The 20,342-nt window shown below is 40.6% G+C and carries 16 protein-coding genes and 1 tRNA gene; 13 read left to right on the top strand and 4 right to left on the bottom strand.

The window, feature by feature from the left end; all coding sequences use genetic code 11:
• Positions 1 to 127 precede the first annotated feature (127 nt).
• From GLP24_RS06255 to GLP24_RS06220, 8 genes are all read left to right on the top strand, one after another.
• Positions 128 to 204: transfer RNA gene (locus tag GLP24_RS06255), tRNA-Arg, on the top strand.
• Between the two features lie 449 nt (positions 205 to 653).
• Positions 654 to 1,952, top strand: coding sequence for a trigger factor (tig, locus tag GLP24_RS06250; protein ID WP_101768594.1), 1,299 nt, complete (start codon positions 654 to 656; stop codon positions 1,950 to 1,952).
• 105 nt (positions 1,953 to 2,057) lie between these two features.
• Positions 2,058 to 2,681 (top strand): ATP-dependent Clp endopeptidase proteolytic subunit ClpP, encoded by a 624-nt coding sequence (gene clpP / locus GLP24_RS06245; protein ID WP_045027680.1) that lies wholly within the window; start codon positions 2,058 to 2,060, stop codon positions 2,679 to 2,681.
• A 112-nt stretch (positions 2,682 to 2,793) separates the two neighbouring features.
• Positions 2,794 to 4,077 carry an ATP-dependent protease ATP-binding subunit ClpX gene (clpX, locus tag GLP24_RS06240; RefSeq protein ID WP_101768595.1) on the top strand — a complete coding sequence of 428 codons (1,284 nt, stop codon included), beginning with the start codon at positions 2,794 to 2,796 and terminating at the stop codon, positions 4,075 to 4,077.
• Between the two features lie 197 nt (positions 4,078 to 4,274).
• On the top strand, positions 4,275 to 6,638 hold the full coding sequence (gene lon / locus GLP24_RS06235) for an endopeptidase La (protein WP_101768596.1): 2,364 nt from the start codon (positions 4,275 to 4,277) through the stop codon (positions 6,636 to 6,638).
• A gap of 223 nt (positions 6,639 to 6,861) precedes the next feature.
• Positions 6,862 to 7,134, top strand: coding sequence for a nucleoid-associated protein HU-beta (gene hupB, locus GLP24_RS06230; protein ID WP_045027685.1), 273 nt, complete (start codon positions 6,862 to 6,864; stop codon positions 7,132 to 7,134).
• A gap of 435 nt (positions 7,135 to 7,569) precedes the next feature.
• Positions 7,570 to 9,462 carry a peptidylprolyl isomerase gene (gene ppiD, locus GLP24_RS06225; RefSeq protein WP_232615696.1) on the top strand — a complete coding sequence of 631 codons (1,893 nt, stop codon included), beginning with the start codon at positions 7,570 to 7,572 and terminating at the stop codon, positions 9,460 to 9,462.
• A gap of 129 nt (positions 9,463 to 9,591) precedes the next feature.
• On the top strand, positions 9,592 to 9,894 hold the full coding sequence (locus GLP24_RS06220; protein ID WP_373322839.1) for a ComEA family DNA-binding protein: 303 nt from the start codon (positions 9,592 to 9,594) through the stop codon (positions 9,892 to 9,894).
• A 71-nt stretch (positions 9,895 to 9,965) separates the two neighbouring features.
• Here the strand turns inward: GLP24_RS06220 and rrtA are convergent, their stop codons facing one another.
• Entirely contained in the window at positions 9,966 to 10,514 is a 549-nt protein-coding gene (gene rrtA / locus GLP24_RS06215) for a rhombosortase (RefSeq protein WP_227990269.1), read from the bottom strand.
• Between the two features lie 10 nt (positions 10,515 to 10,524).
• Here rrtA and GLP24_RS06210 point away from each other — a divergent pair, with 10 nt between their 5' ends.
• Together GLP24_RS06210 and GLP24_RS06205 are read left to right on the top strand one after the other, a co-directional pair.
• Positions 10,525 to 11,151: a tRNA-uridine aminocarboxypropyltransferase gene (locus GLP24_RS06210; RefSeq protein WP_232615695.1), complete on the top strand. Its 627-nt coding sequence runs from the start codon at positions 10,525 to 10,527 to the stop codon at positions 11,149 to 11,151.
• Positions 11,152 to 11,272: 121 nt separating this feature from the next.
• Positions 11,273 to 12,417 (top strand): IS3 family transposase gene (locus GLP24_RS06205; protein ID WP_232615694.1). Its coding sequence is split into 2 segments (ribosomal slippage): positions 11,273 to 11,537 and positions 11,537 to 12,417, totalling 1,146 coding nucleotides; the frame shifts between segments, so codons are not numbered across the junction.
• A 286-nt stretch (positions 12,418 to 12,703) separates the two neighbouring features.
• On the opposite strand, the gene GLP24_RS06200 is transcribed toward GLP24_RS06205, so the two are convergent.
• From GLP24_RS06200 to GLP24_RS06190, 3 genes are all read right to left on the bottom strand, one after another.
• Entirely contained in the window at positions 12,704 to 14,071 is a 1,368-nt protein-coding gene (locus GLP24_RS06200) for an anti-phage deoxyguanosine triphosphatase (RefSeq protein WP_232614104.1), read from the bottom strand.
• Positions 14,071 to 14,655: a 5'-deoxynucleotidase gene (gene yfbR, locus GLP24_RS06195; protein WP_152653055.1), complete on the bottom strand. Its 585-nt coding sequence runs from the start codon at positions 14,653 to 14,655 to the stop codon at positions 14,071 to 14,073. Before yfbR ends, GLP24_RS06200 begins: the two co-directional genes overlap by 1 nt.
• 181 nt (positions 14,656 to 14,836) lie before the next feature.
• Positions 14,837 to 16,051 carry a pyridoxal phosphate-dependent aminotransferase gene (locus GLP24_RS06190; RefSeq protein WP_101768603.1) on the bottom strand — a complete coding sequence of 405 codons (1,215 nt, stop codon included), beginning with the start codon at positions 16,049 to 16,051 and terminating at the stop codon, positions 14,837 to 14,839.
• A 393-nt stretch (positions 16,052 to 16,444) separates the two neighbouring features.
• Between GLP24_RS06190 and GLP24_RS06185 the strand changes: the two genes are divergently transcribed.
• From GLP24_RS06185 to menH, 3 genes are read left to right on the top strand one after another with little or no spacing between them, the layout of a single operon-like run.
• On the top strand, positions 16,445 to 17,779 hold the full coding sequence (locus GLP24_RS06185) for an isochorismate synthase (protein ID WP_407951492.1): 1,335 nt from the start codon (positions 16,445 to 16,447) through the stop codon (positions 17,777 to 17,779).
• Positions 17,776 to 19,509, top strand: coding sequence for a 2-succinyl-5-enolpyruvyl-6-hydroxy-3-cyclohexene-1-carboxylic-acid synthase (gene menD / locus GLP24_RS06180; protein ID WP_232615693.1), 1,734 nt, complete (start codon positions 17,776 to 17,778; stop codon positions 19,507 to 19,509). Before GLP24_RS06185 ends, menD begins: the two co-directional genes overlap by 4 nt.
• Positions 19,493 to 20,305, top strand: coding sequence for a 2-succinyl-6-hydroxy-2,4-cyclohexadiene-1-carboxylate synthase (gene menH, locus GLP24_RS06175; protein ID WP_232615692.1), 813 nt, complete (start codon positions 19,493 to 19,495; stop codon positions 20,303 to 20,305). The genes menD and menH overlap by 17 nt, the downstream gene beginning before the upstream one ends.
• Positions 20,306 to 20,342: the final 37 nt, after the last annotated feature.

Genomic DNA, 20,342 nt, shown 5'->3' with positions numbered 1-20,342 from the left:
AAAGATTGGCTTATTGTTGTATCTTTAACCAGTCAGTTGCTTGAAACATAAAAAAGAGACTAAAGGGATTGACCTTATATAATAGCTACGTATAATTCGCGGCGTAACATCAAGTTACATTAATGATGCGCCCTTAGCTCAGTTGGATAGAGCACGTACCTTCTAAGTATGTGGTCGCAGGTTCGAATCCTGCAGGGCGCACCACTAACTCCTCGTTATTTTCTTTCTTCTCGTTGTAATTTCTCAGTTTTATCAATACTCTTTTTTCTACTATTACAATTATCTTTCTCTTATTTTTCTAATACATTATTGCTGAAATTTTTCCTAATTAGTTCATTTTTCCAACATTTAAACTAAAAAAAGCGGTTTTAGAGCGATTTTTTTCATTTTTCCCCTTGAAATGATATTTATAGCCCTTATCTTGTAATGAGTTGAAAAGATCGCTCGCGTTTAAAGGTATCTACCTCGACGTCACGCTTACGTGTCGTTATAATAGCGCGCTCTGATAAGTAGGTTACTTACTATCAGAATCTTGAAGAAAGAATTTAGGCGTTATGGTTTTCGAGCTGTAACATGAAAGGATGCCACCGTCAGTAAATGGCTGTTCGGCAACACCACTCAGAAAAGCTGAGTAAGTTTTGAGGTTAAATATAATGCAAGTTACCGTTGAAACCACTGAAGGTCTAGAACGCCACCTAACTATTACAGTGCCTGCTGCAAACATTGAAAATGCAGTTGCTGCTGAATTACGTAAAATTGCTAAAACTCGTCGTTTCGACGGTTTCCGCCCAGGTAAAGCACCAATGAAAATGGTTGCTAAAATGTTTGGCGCTTCTGTTCGTCAAGACATCCTTGGTGAAGTAATGCACCGTCACTTTATCGAAGCTATCGTTAAAGAAAAGATCAATCCAGCGGGCGCACCAACTTTTACTCCAGTAGAAATTGCTGAAGGTAAAGATTTAGTGTTTAAAGCTTCTTTTGAGGTTTTCCCAGAGATCGAACTTGTTGGTCTAGATAAAGTTGTTGTTGAGAAGCCAGTTGTTACAGTAACTGACGCTGACGTTGACGGCATGCTAGATACATTACGTAAGCAACAAGCGACTTGGACTGATGTTGAAGCAGCAGCTGAAGCAGATAGCCGTGTAACTATCGATTTCGTTGGTACTATCGATGGCGAAGTATTCGACGGCGGTAAAGCTGAAGGTTTCGCACTTGCTATGGGCCAAGGTCGTATGATCCCTGGTTTCGAAGAAGGTGTTGTTGGTCATAAAGCAGGTGAAGAATTTACTATCGAAGTAACTTTCCCTGAAGAATACCATGCAGAAAACCTAAAAGGTAAGTCAGCAGCGTTTGCTATCACTCTTCATAAAGTTGAAGCACAACAGCTACCTGAACTAACTGAAGAGTTCGTTGCTAAGTTCGGCGTTGAAGATGGTTCTGTTGAAGGTCTTAAGACTGAAGTTCGTAAGAACATGGAACGTGAGCTTAAGCAAGCTGTTAAAGGTCGTATTAAAGATCAAGTTCTTAACGGTCTTGTTGAACAAAACGACATTACAGTTCCTACAGCGCTTATCGATCAAGAAATCGAAGCACTACGTAAGCAAGCTGCACAACGTTTTGGCGGCGATGCTAAGAACATGCCTGAACTACCACGTGAATTGTTCGAAGAACAAGCTAAGCGTCGTGTAGTTGTTGGTCTATTAGTTGGTGAAGTAATTAAAGCTGAAGAACTAGCAGCAGATGAAGAGCGTGTTAGCGCAATCATCGCTGAAATGGCTTCTGCATACGAAGATCCAACTGAAGTAGTTAAATACTACGCAAGCAACGAGCAGCTAATGAATAATATGCGCAACGTTGCTCTAGAAGAGCAAGCAATTGACGCACTTCTAGCTAAAGCTCAGGTTTCAGATAAAGAAGTTGGCTTCAACGATCTAATGAATCCTGCTGCTTAATTTACTGAAATTGCTGTAGAGATTTGACATTATCTCAAGTCTTCTGCTAACAATGGTCCGTGTGAATATTTTCATTCGGGCCATTTATTTTAGGGAAATAAGATTATGAGCTACCAAGCACAAAACGGCATGTCACCGATTATGGATGCACTGGTACCTATGGTGGTCGAGCAGACTTCTCGTGGTGAGCGTTCTTACGATATTTATTCCCGTCTCCTAAAAGAGCGTGTGATTTTCTTAACCGGTCAGGTTGAAGATCATATGGCTAACTTAGTTGTAGCCCAGTTGCTATTTTTGGAGTCTGAGAACCCAGACAAAGACATTTTCCTTTACATTAACTCTCCAGGCGGTTCTGTAACTGCAGGTATGTCAATTTATGACACCATGCAGTTTATTAAACCAAATGTAAGTACAGTATGTATGGGACAAGCATGTTCAATGGGTGCATTCCTATTGGCAGGCGGAGCTCAAGGTAAGCGTTATTGCCTACCTAACTCTCGCGTGATGATCCACCAACCATTGGGTGGTTTCCAAGGCCAAGCATCGGATATTCAAATCCATGCTCAAGAAATCCTAACGATTAAACAACGTTTAAATGGATTATTGGCTGAGCATACGGGTCAACCGTTAGAGATTATTGAGCGTGATACCGATCGTGATAACTTTATGTCTGCAGATCAGGCAGTAGAGTACGGTCTAGTTGATTCTGTATTGAGTAAGCGTGATTAAAAGGCGTTTTATTTTGCAATTCGCGAAGCGGGTTTAGTAAAGCAAAATAAGTCGACTTGTTATACACTCAAGACATGACAATGATGGGATACCCCAATAAAGAGGTTAGCGAATGACAGATAAGCGCAAAGAGGGAAGTAGCAGCAAGCTACTTTACTGCTCTTTTTGTGGCAAAAGTCAGCATGAAGTTCGCAAGCTAATTGCTGGTCCTTCTGTTTATATTTGTGATGAGTGCGTTGATTTATGCAACGACATTATTCGCGAAGAAATTAAAGAAGTGATGACAAAAAGCGATAGCGACGAGCTGCCGACTCCACAACAAATTCGTAATAACTTAGATGATTATGTCATCGGTCAATCACATGCTAAAAAAGTGTTGGCTGTTGCTGTATACAATCACTATAAGCGTCTACGTAATGGCGATAAAAGTAGTGATGGCGTTGAATTAGGTAAGAGTAATATCCTACTTATTGGTCCTACTGGTAGTGGTAAAACACTATTGGCTGAGACATTAGCGCGTATGCTTGATGTTCCGTTTACAATGGCTGATGCAACAACATTAACTGAAGCTGGTTATGTTGGTGAAGACGTTGAAAACATCATTCAAAAGTTACTGCAAAAATGTGATTATGACGTAGCCAAAGCCGAACGTGGCATTGTTTACATTGATGAGATCGATAAGATTTCTCGTAAGTCAGATAATCCATCAATTACACGTGATGTATCCGGTGAAGGTGTTCAGCAAGCATTGCTGAAACTGATCGAAGGTACTGTTGCTTCTGTTCCGCCGCAAGGTGGTCGTAAGCATCCTCAACAAGAGTTCTTACAAGTTGATACTTCTAAGATCTTATTTATCTGTGGTGGTGCATTTGCAGGCCTAGATAAAGTGGTTGAGCAACGTGTAGCAACAGGTACTGGTATCGGTTTTGGTGCTGATGTACGTTCAAAAGACCAAACAGATACATTAAGTGATTTGTTTAAGAAAGTTGAACCACAAGATTTGGTGAAATACGGTTTAATTCCTGAATTCATCGGTCGTCTACCTGTTACCGCAACGCTTGGTGAACTTGATCAAGATGCGTTAGTTCAGATTCTACGAGAGCCTAAAAATGCCCTTACTAAACAGTATGCAGCATTATTAGCGCTTGAAAACGTTGAATTAGAATTCCGCGATGAAGCGTTGATTGCGATTGCTAAAAAAGCAATGGCGCGTAAAACAGGTGCACGTGGCCTACGTTCTATTGTTGAAGCAGTATTACTTGACACTATGTATGAGCTTCCGTCTCAAGACGGTGTCAGTAAAGTTGTTATTGATGAGTCTGTAATTAACGGTGAATCAGAACCATTACTGATTTTCGAAAATACAGAAACACAAGAAGCGGCAAGTGCTGAGTAAGTGTTCAATATCTGCACATAAAAGCTAAAAAAAGGAGGCTTTTGCCTCCTTTTTTATTTTCTGACATTTCATACATTGAAACTTGATGCTTTACCCCCATATACTCAATATAAGCTAACTCTAATCGTATTAAGTAACTATGCTGTATCCAGTTATGTTATTTAATACGATTAGTATGGATAGGAAGAGAGAAGAATATGAACCTGGAGCGTTCCGAGCGCCTTGAGATCCCGGTTCTACCTCTACGTGATGTAGTGGTATACCCTCATATGGTTATTCCATTGTTTGTGGGCCGGGAAAAATCAATTCGTTGTCTTGAGTCGGCAATGGAAAACAATAAACAGATTCTGTTGGTCGCTCAAAAAGAAGCAGCCACAGACGAACCGTCGATCACTGATCTTTATGATGTTGGTACTGTTGCAACGATTCTTCAATTATTGAAATTACCTGATGGTACGGTAAAAGTGTTGGTTGAAGGCCAACAACGTGCCAAAGTTGAAGATCTTGCTGATGATGAGTTTTTTACCGCAAATGCTGAATTTTTGGTTACACCAGAAATGGATGAGCGTGAGCAAGAAGTCCTTGTTCGAACAGCGATAAGCCAGTTCGAAGGGTTCATCAAACTTAATAAAAAAATTCCACCAGAAGTATTAACATCTTTAAATGGCATTGATGATGCTGCGCGTTTGGCTGATACCATCGCAGCACATATGCCATTGAAATTAGCGGATAAGCAAAAAGTACTTGAAGTTGTTGATATCACAGAGCGATTAGAGTTCTTGATGGCAATGATGGAATCTGAAATCGATCTGTTACAAGTAGAAAAACGTATCCGTGGACGCGTTAAAAAGCAGATGGAAAAGAGTCAGCGAGAGTATTATCTTAACGAACAAATGAAGGCCATTCAGAAAGAATTGGGTGAGCTAGATGACGTGCCAGATGAGTTTGAAGCGTTAAAGTTAAAGATTGAAGCATCTAAGATGCCGACTGAAGCGCGTGAAAAAACTGAGCAAGAATTACAAAAGCTGAAGATGATGTCACCGATGTCAGCGGAAGCAACCGTTGTTCGTGGTTACATCGATTGGATGTTAAGTGTGCCTTGGCATAAGCGTTCTAAAGTGAAGAAGAGCCTAGCCAAGGCGGAAGAAATTCTTAATGCTGATCACTATGGTTTAGATCGTGTTAAAGAACGAATTCTTGAGTATTTAGCGGTTCAAAGCCGTGTTAATAAACTTAAAGGTCCTATTCTTTGTCTTGTCGGTCCTCCTGGTGTGGGTAAAACCTCATTAGGTCAATCTATTGCTGCTGCAACGGGACGTAAGTACGTGCGCATGGCATTAGGTGGCGTACGTGATGAAGCGGAAATTCGAGGTCATCGTCGCACTTACATTGGTTCGATGCCGGGTAAGTTAATTCAGAAAATGGCAAAAGTGGAAGTGAAAAACCCACTATTTCTATTGGATGAAATTGACAAAATGTCTTCTGATATGCGTGGCGATCCCGCTTCAGCATTACTAGAAGTATTAGACCCTGAGCAAAATAGTTCGTTTAATGACCATTACTTAGAAGTTGATTATGACTTATCTGATGTAATGTTCGTTGCAACGTCGAATTCAATGAATATTCCAGGGCCGTTGCTTGATCGTATGGAAGTTATTCGTCTTTCTGGTTATACCGAAGACGAGAAACTAAACATTGCCAAGAATCACTTACTTGATAAACAAATCCAACGTAATGGATTAAAACCAAGTGAGTTGACGATTGAAGATTCAGCATTAATGGGTATTATTCGTTACTACACTCGTGAAGCTGGCGTACGTAGTCTTGAGCGTGAAATTTCTAAACTATGCCGTAAAGCCGTAAAAGAAATTTTATTAAATAAAGACATCAAGCACGTTTCTATTAGCCAAGATAATCTTAAAGATTATTTAGGTGTGCAGCGTTGCGATTATGGCAAAGCTGATGAAAGTAACCGTGTTGGTCAAGTGACTGGTCTTGCATGGACAGAAGTTGGTGGTGATTTATTAACTATCGAAACTGAGTCTATGCCTGGTAAAGGTAAGCTGACATACACCGGTTCTTTAGGTGATGTGATGCAAGAGTCTATTCAGGCAGCAATGACAGTAGTACGTAGTCGCGCTGACCGATTAGGTATTGCGAGCGATTTTTACGAAAAACGCGATATTCATGTTCACGTTCCTGAAGGCGCGACACCAAAAGATGGCCCAAGTGCGGGTATCGCAATGTGTACTGCATTGGTATCAAGCTTAACGGGTAATCCTGTACGTGCTGATGTTGCAATGACCGGTGAAATCACGTTACGTGGTGAAGTATTACCGATTGGTGGCTTGAAAGAGAAACTATTAGCCGCTCACCGTGGTGGTATTAAAACGGTGTTAATTCCAAAAGAAAATGAACGTGATCTTGAAGAAATTCCTGAGAATGTTATTGCTGATTTGGAAATACGTCCAGTACGTTGGATTGATGAAGTGCTTATGTTGGCATTGCAGAATAATCCAACAGGCATTGAGTTAGTTAATGTACAAAATAGTGACCTATAGCTAAATTAATTAAAGAAAAAACGCTTTCAGGATTAAAAACCTTGTCAGCGTTTTTTTGTGTGGCTATAAGGTACATCTAATCGCGTTATGCGAACTAATTTCAAGTCTTGATAGCGATGTATAATGGCTTATCAAGGTAATAATGTTTTTCTATTTGGTTACGTTACGTGAGTATATATTTGAATATAGCGTTGTAATCAAGGTTCATTAAGAGGATCTAATTGTGAACAAAACTCAACTAGTTGATAAAATCGCAGAAAGTGCTGATATTTCTAAAGCATCTGCTGGCCGTGCTCTTGATGCATTGATTGAAACTGTCACTGAAACGTTAAAACAGGGTGATCAAGTTGCGTTAGTTGGTTTTGGTACTTTTTCTGTTCGTGAGCGTGCAGCACGTACTGGCCGTAACCCACAAACAGGTGCAGAGATCCAAATTGCAGCTGCAAAAGTACCTGGTTTTAAGCCAGGTAAAGCGCTTAAAGATTCTGTAAACTAAAAAATAGAAATAATGGGCGGCATGCCATTATTTAGTCATGTTTTCATGGCTTAAAAATTGCGACCGAAAAGGGTATACTCATTCGGTACGATAAAAGCGCATCGGTTGATGCGTTTTTTTTACTTATAAGATGGCCTCATAACAGCAGCCCACAATAAATATCATGTGAGATATTCATTATAAATGTTGTTTAATTGAGTTTATGTAACAATTCTCAGTGCTGTGTGTGGCTTATCGGTCACAGGTTATCTATATTGATAAGGCTAAGTTAATTAAAACAAGGTCATTGATATAGCAGTATCTATTCAGTTGTTGTTATATAACATGTAGTAAATAGTATGGTGCTGTCATCATGGTGATGTCGGTAGCATTGTGCATTAATTTGATAGTAGTTCGAAACCGAGCCAGATCGAACAGTAGGAGAGACGGCAGATCATGATGGAGCGATTGCGCGAAGGCGCTAACAGCATCTGGGTTAAGATTATTCTAAGCCTAATTATTTTATCTTTTGTATTTGCTGGCGTCGGTAGTTATCTGGCGAGTGGAAATGAGCAAATTGCAGCAAAGATTAATGGTAAAGACATTAGCCAACGTCAGTTTGAGCAAGTTTATCAAAATGAACGTAACCGTATGCAACAGCGTATGGGCGATTATTTTTCAACGTTGATGAGCGATCCTACTTACGTGAAGCAATTCCGTCAAAGTGTATTAGACCGTATGGTGAATGATGAATTAATTCAACAACGTGCTAGTAAACTTGGTCTGAGTGTCAGTGATGCACAAGTTAAACAAGAAATTCTTGCGATGCCAGCCTTTGCCGTTAGTGGTGTATTTAATAACGAGCAATACAATATGGCGTTACGTCGTGCTGGTTTTACCCCTGATCAGTTTGCAGAAACGATCCGTAAAGACATGCTACGTCAGCAATTCCTAGCAGCATTACAAGGCAGTGACTTTGTATTGACAGACGAAGCTGATGAGTTACGTAAACTTGAGTCACAACAACGTGTTGTTCGTACATTAACGCTAAACCTTGCTGACTTTACTCAAAAAGTAAAAGTAACAGATAAAGAAGCGCAAGATTTCTACGACCAAAACCCTAACTTGTTTACTCGACCTGCACAAATCAAAGTATCTTACGTCGAACTTTCTGATAAAGGCTTAACTAAAGATATTAAAGTATCAGAGCAAGCTGCTGAAACGTACTACAAAGATAATCAAACTAAATTCAGTTCTGCAGAAGAGCGTGAAGTTAGCCATATCTTAGTAAAAGGTGATACAACGGCAGCTAAAGCGAAAGCTGAAGCGCTACTTGCCAAGTTACAGAGCGGCGCTAATTTTGCTGAAGTTGCCAAACAATCATCTGATGATACATTCAGTGCTAAAGATGGCGGTAAACTAGAATGGTTTACTAAAGGCATGATGGATCCTGCGTTTGAACAAGAAGCTTTTGCTCTTGCAAAACCGGGTGATATGTCAGGCCTTGTTAAATCATCATTTGGTTACCACATCATTTTACTTGATGGTATTAAAGTCGGAAAAGTGAAACCATTTGCAGATGTTAAAGCGACAATTATTGCTGAACTACAACAGCAGCAAGCCGCTGATCATTTCTACAAGCTTAAAAGCAAGTTAGCTGAAGTTGCTTTTGAATCTCCAGATTCATTAGATGCTGCCGCTGAAGCCGTAGATGTAAAAATCATTCATACTGGGTATATAACACCAGCAGAAGAGAAAGGCGCATTAGCTAATAAGCAAGTTCAAGAAACACTACAAAGTCCAGAAGTTCATGATGATGGTATGAACTCTGATGTGATTGAGTTAGGTCCTGAACATGTGATTGTGGTGCGTGTTGATGATGCTCGTGCTCAAGCAGTGTTACCATTTAAAGATGTTGCAGCAAAAGTGAATGCAATGGTTGCGAGCCAAAAAGGTGAACAACAAGCACAAGCTAAAGCTGATGAGATTATCGCTGACCTTCGTAAAGGTAAGAATGATATTGTTGCTAAAGATGGTTTAAGCTTCTCTGGCGAACAAACAATTAATCGTTCAGGTCCAAAGGTGAACATTTCAAATGTAGCATTTGGTTTACCTAAACCAACGGCAGATAAGGCAACTTATGGTATGGCTCGTGATAACAACGGTAATGTTGAAATTATCGCACTTGATAAAGTTGTTAACATGAAGTTGGCTGGCGAAAAAATAAATGGTCAGTTTGCAGAGCAAATTGGGCAGATGTTTGCTCAAGAAGATCTTGCTGCTACGCTGAAAACATTGCGTGAATCAGCAGAGATTAGCTACCCAATGCAAGACTCATCGAAAGATTAATTGAAATTGTAATGTAAATAGACGGGTCGTCTTGTGCGCCCCGTCTTTTTTTTGCTTAAATTTTAGTGATTGTTATTACAATACTGGCTTTATTGCATATTATTCGTATTCACCTAAACGAGAAACGGAATGAATATGACAATAAAATATCAGTTGTTTAAAGCCATCATTGTAGCGGGAACATTAGTATTAGCACCGTTAAGTTATGCTAATCCAGATCAGCACAAAGGTATTGATATTATAGTTAATATAAATGATGCCAACGCTGAACAGCTTGATAAATTATTGGTAGGAATTGGGCCAGATAAAGCAGAAAACATTATTCAATATCGAATTAAATATGGCAAGTTTGCATCTGTTGATGATCTTGAGAAAGTGAAAGGTATTGGTACTTCAACAGTAGATAAAAACCGTAATCGAATTAAGCTGTAATTATTAATAATTCGAGTTTTATCTATTACGACAGGCATCGCGCCTGTCGTTTTTTGTATTATTGTTATTCTCTAGGCTTTATTTCTTGGTGTTGTGATTAATGCAATAATTACACCAGAGATAGCACCCATTAAATGGGCTTGGGTTGCGACTTGTACCCCAATCAGTTCAGCTGAACTCGCAGAGCCACCAAAACATTGCTCCCAACTTATTTTAACTATCAAACCAAAGAATAATAACCAACCGCCTTTAGTTTTAGTTTGAATATCACGAATGGCTCCCCAAGCAAATAAGCCATGTAATACGCCCGAGAAGCCAGCATACCAGCTAATTTGCGTGGCAAATAAGCCAACGCCGATAATAGTACTGAGGCTTAAAATTAATAAGCTGTAATGGTGTGAATTAAAATGAGCGCGAAAAATAAAGCTAATAATAGCAAATGCACCTGCATTCATAGCAAGGTGGATCCAGTTGGTATGGGTGATATTTCCTGTTAGGATCCGCCATACCTCGCCATTGAGTATCGCTTGGCGATCCCATACTAACAGTGGTTGAAGTTGTGGGATTTGAGCAATAATCCCTATAATTAATGCGAGAATAATGTAATTGCGAATAGACAAGGCAACCTCAATGAGTCGGTATTGTGAATACTGTGGTAAGGCAAAAAAAGCCTGTATTTGCCACTGGATTGAAAACATCACAGCAACAACGGAAATTTGGATTTTACAGCACCCATCTGAAATTAAACGCGCAATAGGTACCGCAAGAATATTATCACTTTCCTTACCAAATAGCCGACTTTGGGTAGGAGAAGATTTTTCTGATAATGATGAACTCAACAGCTTATTGGCGGATCCTGAACGTGATGTGTATGTTGTTTATCCTGGTGAAGGTTCAATACCTATTTCAACCGTTGCAACAACAGCGAATAAGCAACGTCTACAAACGGTTATTTTATTAGATGGTACGTGGAAAAAAGCTTATAAGATGTGGTTGCTTGCAACAAATTTACATCACCTTCCCTTGGTTAATTTAGACAATGCTGATAGCGGTAATTACCGTATTCGTAAATCATCTAAAGAGCAGGGTGTATCAACGGTAGAGGCCGGGTATTTAGCCTTGTCTGCATTTGAAGCTGATGGTGATAAATTTGCGCCGTTGTTAGCAACCTTTAATCACATGATAGATTTTCAGATCAAGCATATGCCGCACGGGGTATTTGAGAAGAATTATTTGGGCGAAAGAGGGAAGAAGTAACGAGGAAGAGCAGGAACGAGTTTGCGAGTATTAGAGCTCAATAATCGTCAATTGTTGTGGCTTAATGAACTTGTACATCTAAATAGGATAAAATACTCCTAATATCAAAATGGTGTACATAATGAAAAAACCTCGAACAACTTATTCAGTCGCATTCAAGCATGATGCTGCTAATTTAGTCCTCGATAAAGGCTACACGATACAAGAAGCATGTAATGCTGTTGGTGTCGGATATACCGCAATGAGTCGCTGGGTTGCTCAGCTAAAGCAAGAACATGGTGGAATAACACCAAGTTCGAAGGCAATGACGCCAGAACAAAAACGTATTCAAGAGCTCGAAGCAAAAATCAAACAGATTGAGTGGGAGAACGATATTCTAAAAAAAGCTTCCGCTCTTTTAATGCAGGACAGCATCAAACGATAGATTTGATCGCGGCATTATCAAAAGAGCCTCATTCAATAAAACCACTATGTAAGCTATTTGAAATACCTCGTAGTAGCTATCATTATCGACTTAAATATCGAGGAATAATAACGCCTGAACAGGCATTGCTACGTCAGAAAGTCGTTGATATTCATAGTCGTAGCAGAGGCTCTGCTGGCGCAAGAACAATAGCAGGTCAACTTAGTCAACAGGGTGAAAATGTTGGCCGATATAAAGCTGCTAGCTTAATGAAAGAGCTCGGTATTGTGAGTAAACAACCGAATAAACATAAATATAAAATATCTGAAGATGTCTCTAAAATAGCCCCAAATTTATTAAGTAGAAAATTTAATGTTAAAGCGTCGAATCAAGTTTGGTGTGGCGATGTGACATACGTTTGGGCTGGCAATAAATGGTTGTATTTAGCCGTTGTTATGGACTTATTTGCTCGAAGAATTGTGGGCTGGGCGTGCTCAGATAGCCCAAATAGTGATTTAACCTGTGCAGCACTTCGAATAGCTTACGAAAGCCGTGGGCGACCACAAAATGTGATGTTTCATTCAGACCAAGGCTGTCATTATACGAGTCTTCAATTCAGACAAACATTATGGAAATATCAACTAACACAAAGCATGAGTCGACGTGGAAATTGTTGGGATAATGCCCCAATGGAACGATTTTTTAGAAGTTTCAAAACGGAGTGGATGCCAAAAGAGTGCTATAACAATTATGCAGAAGCAGAACGAGATACACTCAAATATATATTGCAGCATTACAATACCAAACGGGGCCATAGTTATAACAACTATTTATCACTAGTGATGATGGAAGCCGCCGCTTAATTTAAACACCTATAAAGGTGTACAGTTTTACTTGACCACTACAATTCCCTACAGTGAGGTTACGAACGAGATAGGGAATCTACTACCCGCGTGTTGTAGCGTTTATGTATTCACTGGCGTCTTTAAGGCTCAATCACGCCTTTAGTAGATCATGGATAGCTTCGTGCTTCAACTTCCGAGATGTGAATAATGGGCTGGTGAATGCAAAGCCCAACCCCGTCATTCCCTACAGTGAGGTTACGAACGAGATAGGGAATCTATTACCTGCGCGTCGTAGAGTCTCTCACTAAACTCCATGCCCCTCACTGCCTATTTCCATCATGATTGAGGGTTGAAATAGGGTATTGTAAAGTCGCTGTGAAAAGCCATCGGTCATGCTTGAAATATAATCGGCAATGATCCGCATATCATTATCACCTTTATCTACTGCTCGTTGCCAATGTTGACGAGTAGCCTCTGGTAATAACCGTTCAGGATCTGACGCAAAGGCATCAAACAATTCCATGATTAATTGCTGGCCTTTATATTCTAGTAACTGAATCTCAGGTTTTTTAACCACATAATCACTGACAAATTGTTTTAGTACATTAAGCGATTTTTCCATTGCGGGCGACAGAAATGCATTCCACTTTAATAGTGGCTCTTCAAAACTGTGTAAGCCATCTTGCAGTGTTGGCGCGATTTCAATTGAGGTCAATAAAGCATTAACTAGCGCGCCAATAGCATCTTTACGTTGGTGATGGCTAGCAAACATATGTTCGCTTATTTCACCAATACGTTGTTCTAACCACGGATCACCACATTCAGCAATTTTTGATGCCACCGCTTCTTGCCATTGATCACGATTCACAATACCCATCACAATGGCATCTTCAAGATCATGGACCCCATAAGCAATATCGTCGGCTAACTCCATGATTGAACAATCAAGTGATTTAAAGCGGGTTTTATTATGCTGATGCGGTAATGGCGCGTGATTACGCATTTGTTTAAACAGTTGTCTATCATGTTCAGACAATGGTGCTAACACCCAATCAAAAACCGTTTTGTCATCATCATAGATGCCTTTCGCCGGATGCCATAGTTTGGCTTTTAAATGACGGAAATTAACCACATCATCGGCGCGTTCAGTTGCGGTGGTTTGACTTAGTAATGCTGGGTATTTAAGTAGCCCTAATAACGTACGTCGCGAGAGATTCATACCGTAATGTTCGGTATAAGGTTCTAGTAAGGTGACAATACGAAAGGTTTGTGCATTACCTTCAAAACCACCGTGATTACGCATCATGTAATTTAATGCAACTTCACCACCATGACCAAATGGAGGATGACCAATATCATGCGCCAGACAAAGACTTTCCATTAAGCTGGTTGAGGCTAATAACGAATGAAATTGCGGCTGTTTTAATTTTAGTTGAGCCACAATGCCAGTGCCGATTTGTGAAGCTTCAAGGGAATGGGTTAAGCGGGTACGATAGAAATCGTGATTGCCAGCGCCATGCACTTGGGTTTTAGCTTGCAGACGACGAAACGCTGCTGAGTGTAAGATTCGCGCGCGATCACGTTGATAGGCAGAACGGTGATCATCACGACGCATTTTTTGTTCGTCGCTGTGACGTTGTTGCCAGCAAGGATCAATAATAAAGGCCGTCATTAGCTGATCTCATCTAGCGTCAAATTAAAACTATCGGCAAAGATGGTGAGGAAATAGTCCATTTCTGGTGTTTTACGCGCAGTGAGGGTTTCTTCAAGGCGTTTCTTTGCTTTAGTAAATTCGTGATTCCCTGCACTTAATTCTTCTAAGCATTTGAGATAAGCACATAAAGTATCAGCTTGTTTAACGATGGCTGCATTTTCAGGATCGAGCTTATGGCTATCAAGTAACGGTGCATAATCATCATGAAACTCTTCCGGTAACATTGACAGCAGCTTTTGTTCCGCAGCTAGTTCGATTTTTTTATATTCTTCGGCGATTGTTGGGTTGAAGTATTTAATCGGTGTTGGCATATCCCCCGTGATCACTTCGCTGACATCATGAAACATGCCTAATAAAGCGATACGTTCAGGATTAACATTACCGCCAAACTTACGGTTTTTAATCAGTGCCAGTGCGTGAGCAACAAAAGCAACCTGAAGGCTGTGTTCTGAAATATTTTCAGTTTCAACACTGCGCATTAATGGCCAGCGTTGAATTAAACGCATCCGCGCTAGATGAGCAAAAAAATGGCTTTTTTCCATGGGATAGTTCCCTTATAGCTAAAATACTGATGACTTGAGTATACCAATACTGGTTCGTTGGTGGGGGAATTAGTTACGTAGGGTTTAACAGTACAGATAAAGAAAAGCCCCGACAGGAATCGAGGCTAATGATAGGGTATTACCTACCGTTATTATTATGACAGTAGTTATGTAATCGTTGCTATTGACGATAACTATGCAGGAAGCGCTCTAAGCGGATCATTGCAAGTTCAAGATCATCAACTCGTGGCAAGGTAACAATACGGAAGTGATCCGGTTGTTTCCAGTTAAAGCCCGTTCCGTGAACCACTAAGACTTTTTCTTGCAGTAAGAAATCCATAGCAAAGCGTTGGTCATCAACAATATTGAATTTTTTCTGATCTAATTTTGGAAATAAGTACAGCGCACCCTTAGGTTTTACACATGAAACCCCAGGGATTTGAGTCAATAAATCATACGCTTTATCGCGTTGTTCTAATAAGCGTCCGCCGGGTAAAATCAATTCATTGATACTTTGATAACCGCCCAATGCTGTTTGAATCGCATGTTGCATCGGTACGTTGGCACATAAACGCATAGAAGACAGCATTTCTAGGCCTTCAATATAGCCTTTCGCTTTATGCTTGGCGCCAGAAAGTACCATCCAACCCGCACGGAAACCACACACGCGGTATGATTTAGAGAGGCCATTAAACGTAATACAAAACACATCAGGCGCTAATGGTGCAATTGAAGTGTGCTTAGCGCCGTCATACAAAATTTTATCGTAGATTTCATCGGCAAAAATAATCAGATTATGCTGACGTGCAATTTCAACGATTTCTAATAAAAATTCACGGCTATAAACAGCGCCTGTCGGATTATTAGGGTTGATCAGTACGATACCACGCGTATGTGGTCCGATTTTTTTCTTGATATCATCAAGATCAGGATACCAATCAGATTGCTCATCACAGGTATAGTGCACCGCAGTACCACCAGAAAGTGACACGGCAGCAGTCCATAATGGATAATCAGGAGAAGGGACTAAAATTTCATCTTTATGATTGAGCAATGCTTGCATCGCCATCACAATTAATTCTGATACACCATTACCAATAAAAACATCTTCAACGTCAATGTCTAATAAACCACATTTTTGATAATGTTGAACAATGGCTTTGCGTGCAGGGTAAATACCTTTTGAATCACAGTAACCTTGCGATGTTGGCAAGTTACGGATCACATCAACCAGAATTTCATCAGGGGCATCAAACCCAAATGGCGCTGGATTGCCAATATTAAGTTTAAGTATCTTTTGGCCTTCTTCTTCCATGCGTTTAGCATGCTTAAGAACGGGACCACGTATATCATAACAAACATTATTGAGCTTGGATGACATCCCGAAATTTTGCATATAATACTTTCCTGATGATGATTTTTGGTATCCTCACAAATTACACTATAAAACCAGTTTAAAGGAACACCTTTTAGCATAAAATTTTGTAAAATAGTTTTTTGTGTTATTTCAAACCCATACTGGCTGTGTTATCGACTAGAGTTATGGTTAAGGTTCAGCTATTTATGCTGAAATATAGCCAAAAGGAATGACGTTACTTCATTAGTCAGATGCTATCGAGTGAGGTAGAATACCCAAATCATTATTCTTTGCTGATAATCAATGCTTGTCTCGTTAGATAACCATTGAAATAATGATTCTTTTCAGCAAAGAATCAAGTATGTCCATGATTGGCATATCTTTCAGCCAGGGATGAGCCGTATTGGTGATATTTAGCTGAGCGAGGTTATCTTGACTGCGTTACAACAAGCCGTTGCATTATTGATTGCTAACATTAAACAAGCATCAGTAACAACTCAACGATTACTAGTAAAACTAGAACTGCCTGCAAATACTGATTTAATTGATTGGATGGATGCTCAGTCTCTATTTCCTAAATTTTATTGGCAATCTCGAGATTGTCGTGAAGAAGTGGTTGCTTTAGGGCAGATCAAAACGTTTACTGATCCGTTAATTGCGGAACAAGTTATTACGGATGATCAGCGAGTCTGGGGTGGACGTTCTTTTGATGTTCATACTGATCGCAATCGTCGTTGTCTTTCTTCTTTTTTCTTTTTGCCATTACTTGAAATTATTCGTTTCGATGGTGAATGGCATCTTGCTGCCAATATGAGTGACGATAAACCTCGAATGTTAGCGATGCTGCAAAAAATCGCCATCAATCCAGCGGTGGTCACAGACATTGATAGTCGTATTTTAAGCCGTAGTTATAGCCCTGATTTTGCAGGTTGGTCAACCATGATTGAACAAGCATTAACAGGTATTGCCAACGATGAATTTGAAAAAGTGGTGTTGGCTCGACGGACAACGTTGCAGCTAGACCACCCAGTATTACCCGCGCAACTACTCAAAGCGAGTCGTGGTAGTAATAGTAATAGTTTTCATTTTTTGATGGCATTAGATGCGGAGCATTGTTTTGTTGGGTCAACACCAGAACGATTATTTCAACGCCATGATCGTGCTTTACAAACGGAAGCTCTGGCAGGCACGATTGGCCGTGGCGCTGATATCCAAGAAGATCAACAATTAGCCCAATGGTTGTTAGCCGATACTAAAAACTGCTATGAAAATCGCTTAGTGGTTGATGATATTGTTGGACGTTTAATACCACAGTGTGAGTCGATGAATGTTGCTCCTGTGCCTGAATTAGTGCAGTTACGTAAAGTGCAGCATTTAAAGCGTAGCATTGATGGTCAACTCAATGATGCGGTATTGAGCGCCGATTTACTTGACAGCTTACAGCCAACAGCTGCCATCGCGGGTTTACCTCGGGATGCCGCATTACATTTTATTGCGGAACATGAACCCTTTGCCCGTGGTTGGTATAGCGGTGCTGTGGGCTATATTGGTCAACAACACAGTGAATTTTGTGTTGCGATCCGTAGTGCAATGATCAGCGGCGATGATCTACATTTATTTGCTGGCGCGGGTATTGTGCCTGGATCCGTTGCTGATAGTGAATGGAAAGAACTTGATCGTAAAACATCAACTTTATGCAGTTTATTTGAACAGCCTAGTTCTGATGACGGTAAGAGTATCGATAAGATGGAATATAAAAGCGCATGACACAGCCATCATTAACAACCAGCCAACCATACCGCGCAGCATTAAATGGTTGCTGGGCAAGTTTAATGCTTGAAGAATTAATGAGACTTGGCGTGCAACATGTTTGCATTGCACCAGGCTCTCGTTCGACACCATTAACGTTGGCGGCGGCAAAACTAACCCAACTGACCATTCATACCCATTTTGATGAAAGAGGTTTGGGTTTTTTAGCTTTAGGTTTAGCTAAAGCATCTCAATCTCCGGTCGCAGTTATTGTGACATCAGGTACAGCGGTAGCGAATTTATTACCCGCGGTGGCTGAAACTGGTTTAACGGGTGAGAAATTGGTGTTGTTAACCTCTGACCGCCCAGCTGAATTAATTCAATGTGGCGCTAATCAAGCGATTCGTCAGCATGGGATCTTTTCTGATCATGTGAGCCATTTTTTAGATGTACCTAGTCCAAGTTTGGATATTGACCCTAATTGGTTGTTGTGTGCTGTTGATGATGTAATGCAACAGCAACAATTGCGTGGTGGTTCGGTACATTTTAATTGTCATTATCCTGAGCCGCTGTATGGCGATGATGTTGATTTCAGTGATTATCTTACGCCTGTTGCACAATGGCAGCAGGATCATACTTCGTATTGTCAGCATCAAGCTTTGCTGTCGTCAACAACTGCGACAATTGATCCGACTCAGTGGCAAACATTGTGTGCTCAAAAAGGGGTGATTGTTGCAGGTCGACTGGTTGCGAATGAGCTTAAAGCAGTGCAACAATTAGCCTCTGCGCTAGGCTGGCCATTGCTGGTGGATCCACAAGCGGGTGGTAGTAGTGATTACGCTGGATTTGATGGGTGGTTACAAAACGCCGCCTGCCAACATCACCTACAACAAGCACAAGTATTACTGCAATTTGGTGGCCGTATCGTTTCAAAACGGCTATTACAGTTAATTGGCAGCCAAACGTGGCAGTCTTTTTTACTGATTGATCCTCTTGCTGGGCGATTAGATCCTAATCATCGCCGTAGCCAACGTATTCAAGCGAATGTTGAAGCGTGGGCGCAAGCAGCAATAGCATTAACCACTGAGTCCGTACATTCACAATGGGCACTGCCATTAGTTGAAGCATCGCAGCGTTATTTTGATATCGTTGCAGCTCATGGTAATCGTTTTTCTGAATTGGGTTTGGCGGCACAAGTCATGCAGTGGATCACACCTCAAACAGAATTGTTTTTGGGTAATAGCATGATTGTTCGATTATTGGATATGTGCGCTAAATTACCTTTAACTGCGACATTTGCTAATCGTGGTGCATCGGGCATTGATGGTTTAATTGCGACCACAGCAGGTGTACAGCGAGCACGTAAAGCACCTTTAGTGTGTTTGATCGGCGATACTTCACTACTTTATGATCTCAATTCATTGGCATTATTAAATCAACAGCAATATCCAATTGTTATTATTGTCACCAATAATGATGGTGGTGGTATTTTTGATATGTTACCTGTGCCTGATCAGCAAAAAGATGATTTTTATCGTATGCCACATGGGTTTGAGTTTAGCCATGCGGCGGCGATGTTTGGTTTACATTATTGTGCGCCAACATCATTGACCGCGGCTGAAACGGCGATCCGTGAAGGACAATTACAAGCTGGCACAACTTTAGTTGAAATTAAAACCCCTGCGGGTGAAGCCGGATCAATGTTAAAGACACTCTTTGCTGAGGTTGAGCATGCTACTTTATTCTGAAACCTTTGGAACTAAAGCCGATATCAATCAACCGACATTGGTGTTTTTACATGGATTATTGGGTAATGGTCGTGATTGGCGTTATGTGATTAATCAGCTTGCTGCGACTCAGCAATGCATAACTATCGATTTATCCGGTCATGGGCTGAGTGCGTTTGTTGATGCTGAAATGACAACCGAAGCGCCAGATGGTGGCTTTGAGATGATTCATCAAGCACTGACTGCAACATTAGCCCACCGTGGCGTTAATGATTATGTGCTTATCGGTTATTCGATGGGCGCACGTTTAGCGATGTATCATGCGTGTGCATTGGCGGCAAATTCATCTGTATCCTCGAATGGACCCCGATTAATTAACGTGTTGCTTGAAGGTGGGCATTTTGGATTACCTGATGCTGAACGAGAACCGCGTTATCAGCACGATCAACGTTGGGCGGCACGATTTGCACAACAGCCATTGGTCGATGTATTACAAGATTGGTATCAACAACCTGTTTTTGCATCACTGACGGTAGATCAACGACAGGATTTAGTGGCTAAACGGAGTGATAATTTAGGCTCTGGAATTGCAAAAATGATGCTCGCAACGTCACTGGCTAAACAGCCACAATTATTACCTCAATTACAACAGCTTTCACTACCCATACATTATCTGTGCGGCGAGCATGATACTAAGTTTCGAGACTTAGCGTTGGCTTGTGGCTTAGCGGTAACGGTTATTGATAATGCGGGTCATAATATCCATATTGAACAACCTATTGCTTTTACGACGGCATTATTAGCCTTTCTTGATTAATCATAACGTTATAAAGTAATAAGAGACTCTGTTTTCT

It is taken from the genome of Photobacterium carnosum (assembly GCF_021236965.1).
Taxonomy (GTDB): domain Bacteria; phylum Pseudomonadota; class Gammaproteobacteria; order Enterobacterales; family Vibrionaceae; genus Photobacterium; species Photobacterium carnosum.
This window is presented reverse-complemented; position numbering and strand designations above follow the sequence as displayed.

What these genes read in the sequence shown, in the direction of transcription:
- clpX (WP_101768595.1), top strand. Translation starts at nt 2,794, where the DNA reads ATGACAGATAAGCGCAAAGAGGGAAGTAGCAGCAAGCTACTTTACTGC.
- GLP24_RS06210 (WP_232615695.1), top strand. Translation starts at nt 10,525, where the DNA reads ATGAGTCGGTATTGTGAATACTGTGGTAAGGCAAAAAAAGCCTGTATT.
- GLP24_RS06220 (WP_373322839.1), top strand. Translation starts at nt 9,592, where the DNA reads ATGAATATGACAATAAAATATCAGTTGTTTAAAGCCATCATTGTAGCG.
- tig (WP_101768594.1), top strand. Translation starts at nt 654, where the DNA reads ATGCAAGTTACCGTTGAAACCACTGAAGGTCTAGAACGCCACCTAACT.
- ppiD (WP_232615696.1), top strand. Translation starts at nt 7,570, where the DNA reads ATGATGGAGCGATTGCGCGAAGGCGCTAACAGCATCTGGGTTAAGATT.
- menH (WP_232615692.1), top strand. Translation starts at nt 19,493, where the DNA reads ATGCTACTTTATTCTGAAACCTTTGGAACTAAAGCCGATATCAATCAA.
- GLP24_RS06200 (WP_232614104.1), bottom strand. Translation starts at nt 14,071, where the DNA reads ATGACGGCCTTTATTATTGATCCTTGCTGGCAACAACGTCACAGCGAC.
- menD (WP_232615693.1), top strand. Translation starts at nt 17,776, where the DNA reads ATGACACAGCCATCATTAACAACCAGCCAACCATACCGCGCAGCATTA.
- yfbR (WP_152653055.1), bottom strand. Translation starts at nt 14,655, where the DNA reads ATGGAAAAAAGCCATTTTTTTGCTCATCTAGCGCGGATGCGTTTAATT.
- clpP (WP_045027680.1), top strand. Translation starts at nt 2,058, where the DNA reads ATGAGCTACCAAGCACAAAACGGCATGTCACCGATTATGGATGCACTG.
- lon (WP_101768596.1), top strand. Translation starts at nt 4,275, where the DNA reads ATGAACCTGGAGCGTTCCGAGCGCCTTGAGATCCCGGTTCTACCTCTA.
- GLP24_RS06190 (WP_101768603.1), bottom strand. Translation starts at nt 16,051, where the DNA reads ATGCAAAATTTCGGGATGTCATCCAAGCTCAATAATGTTTGTTATGAT.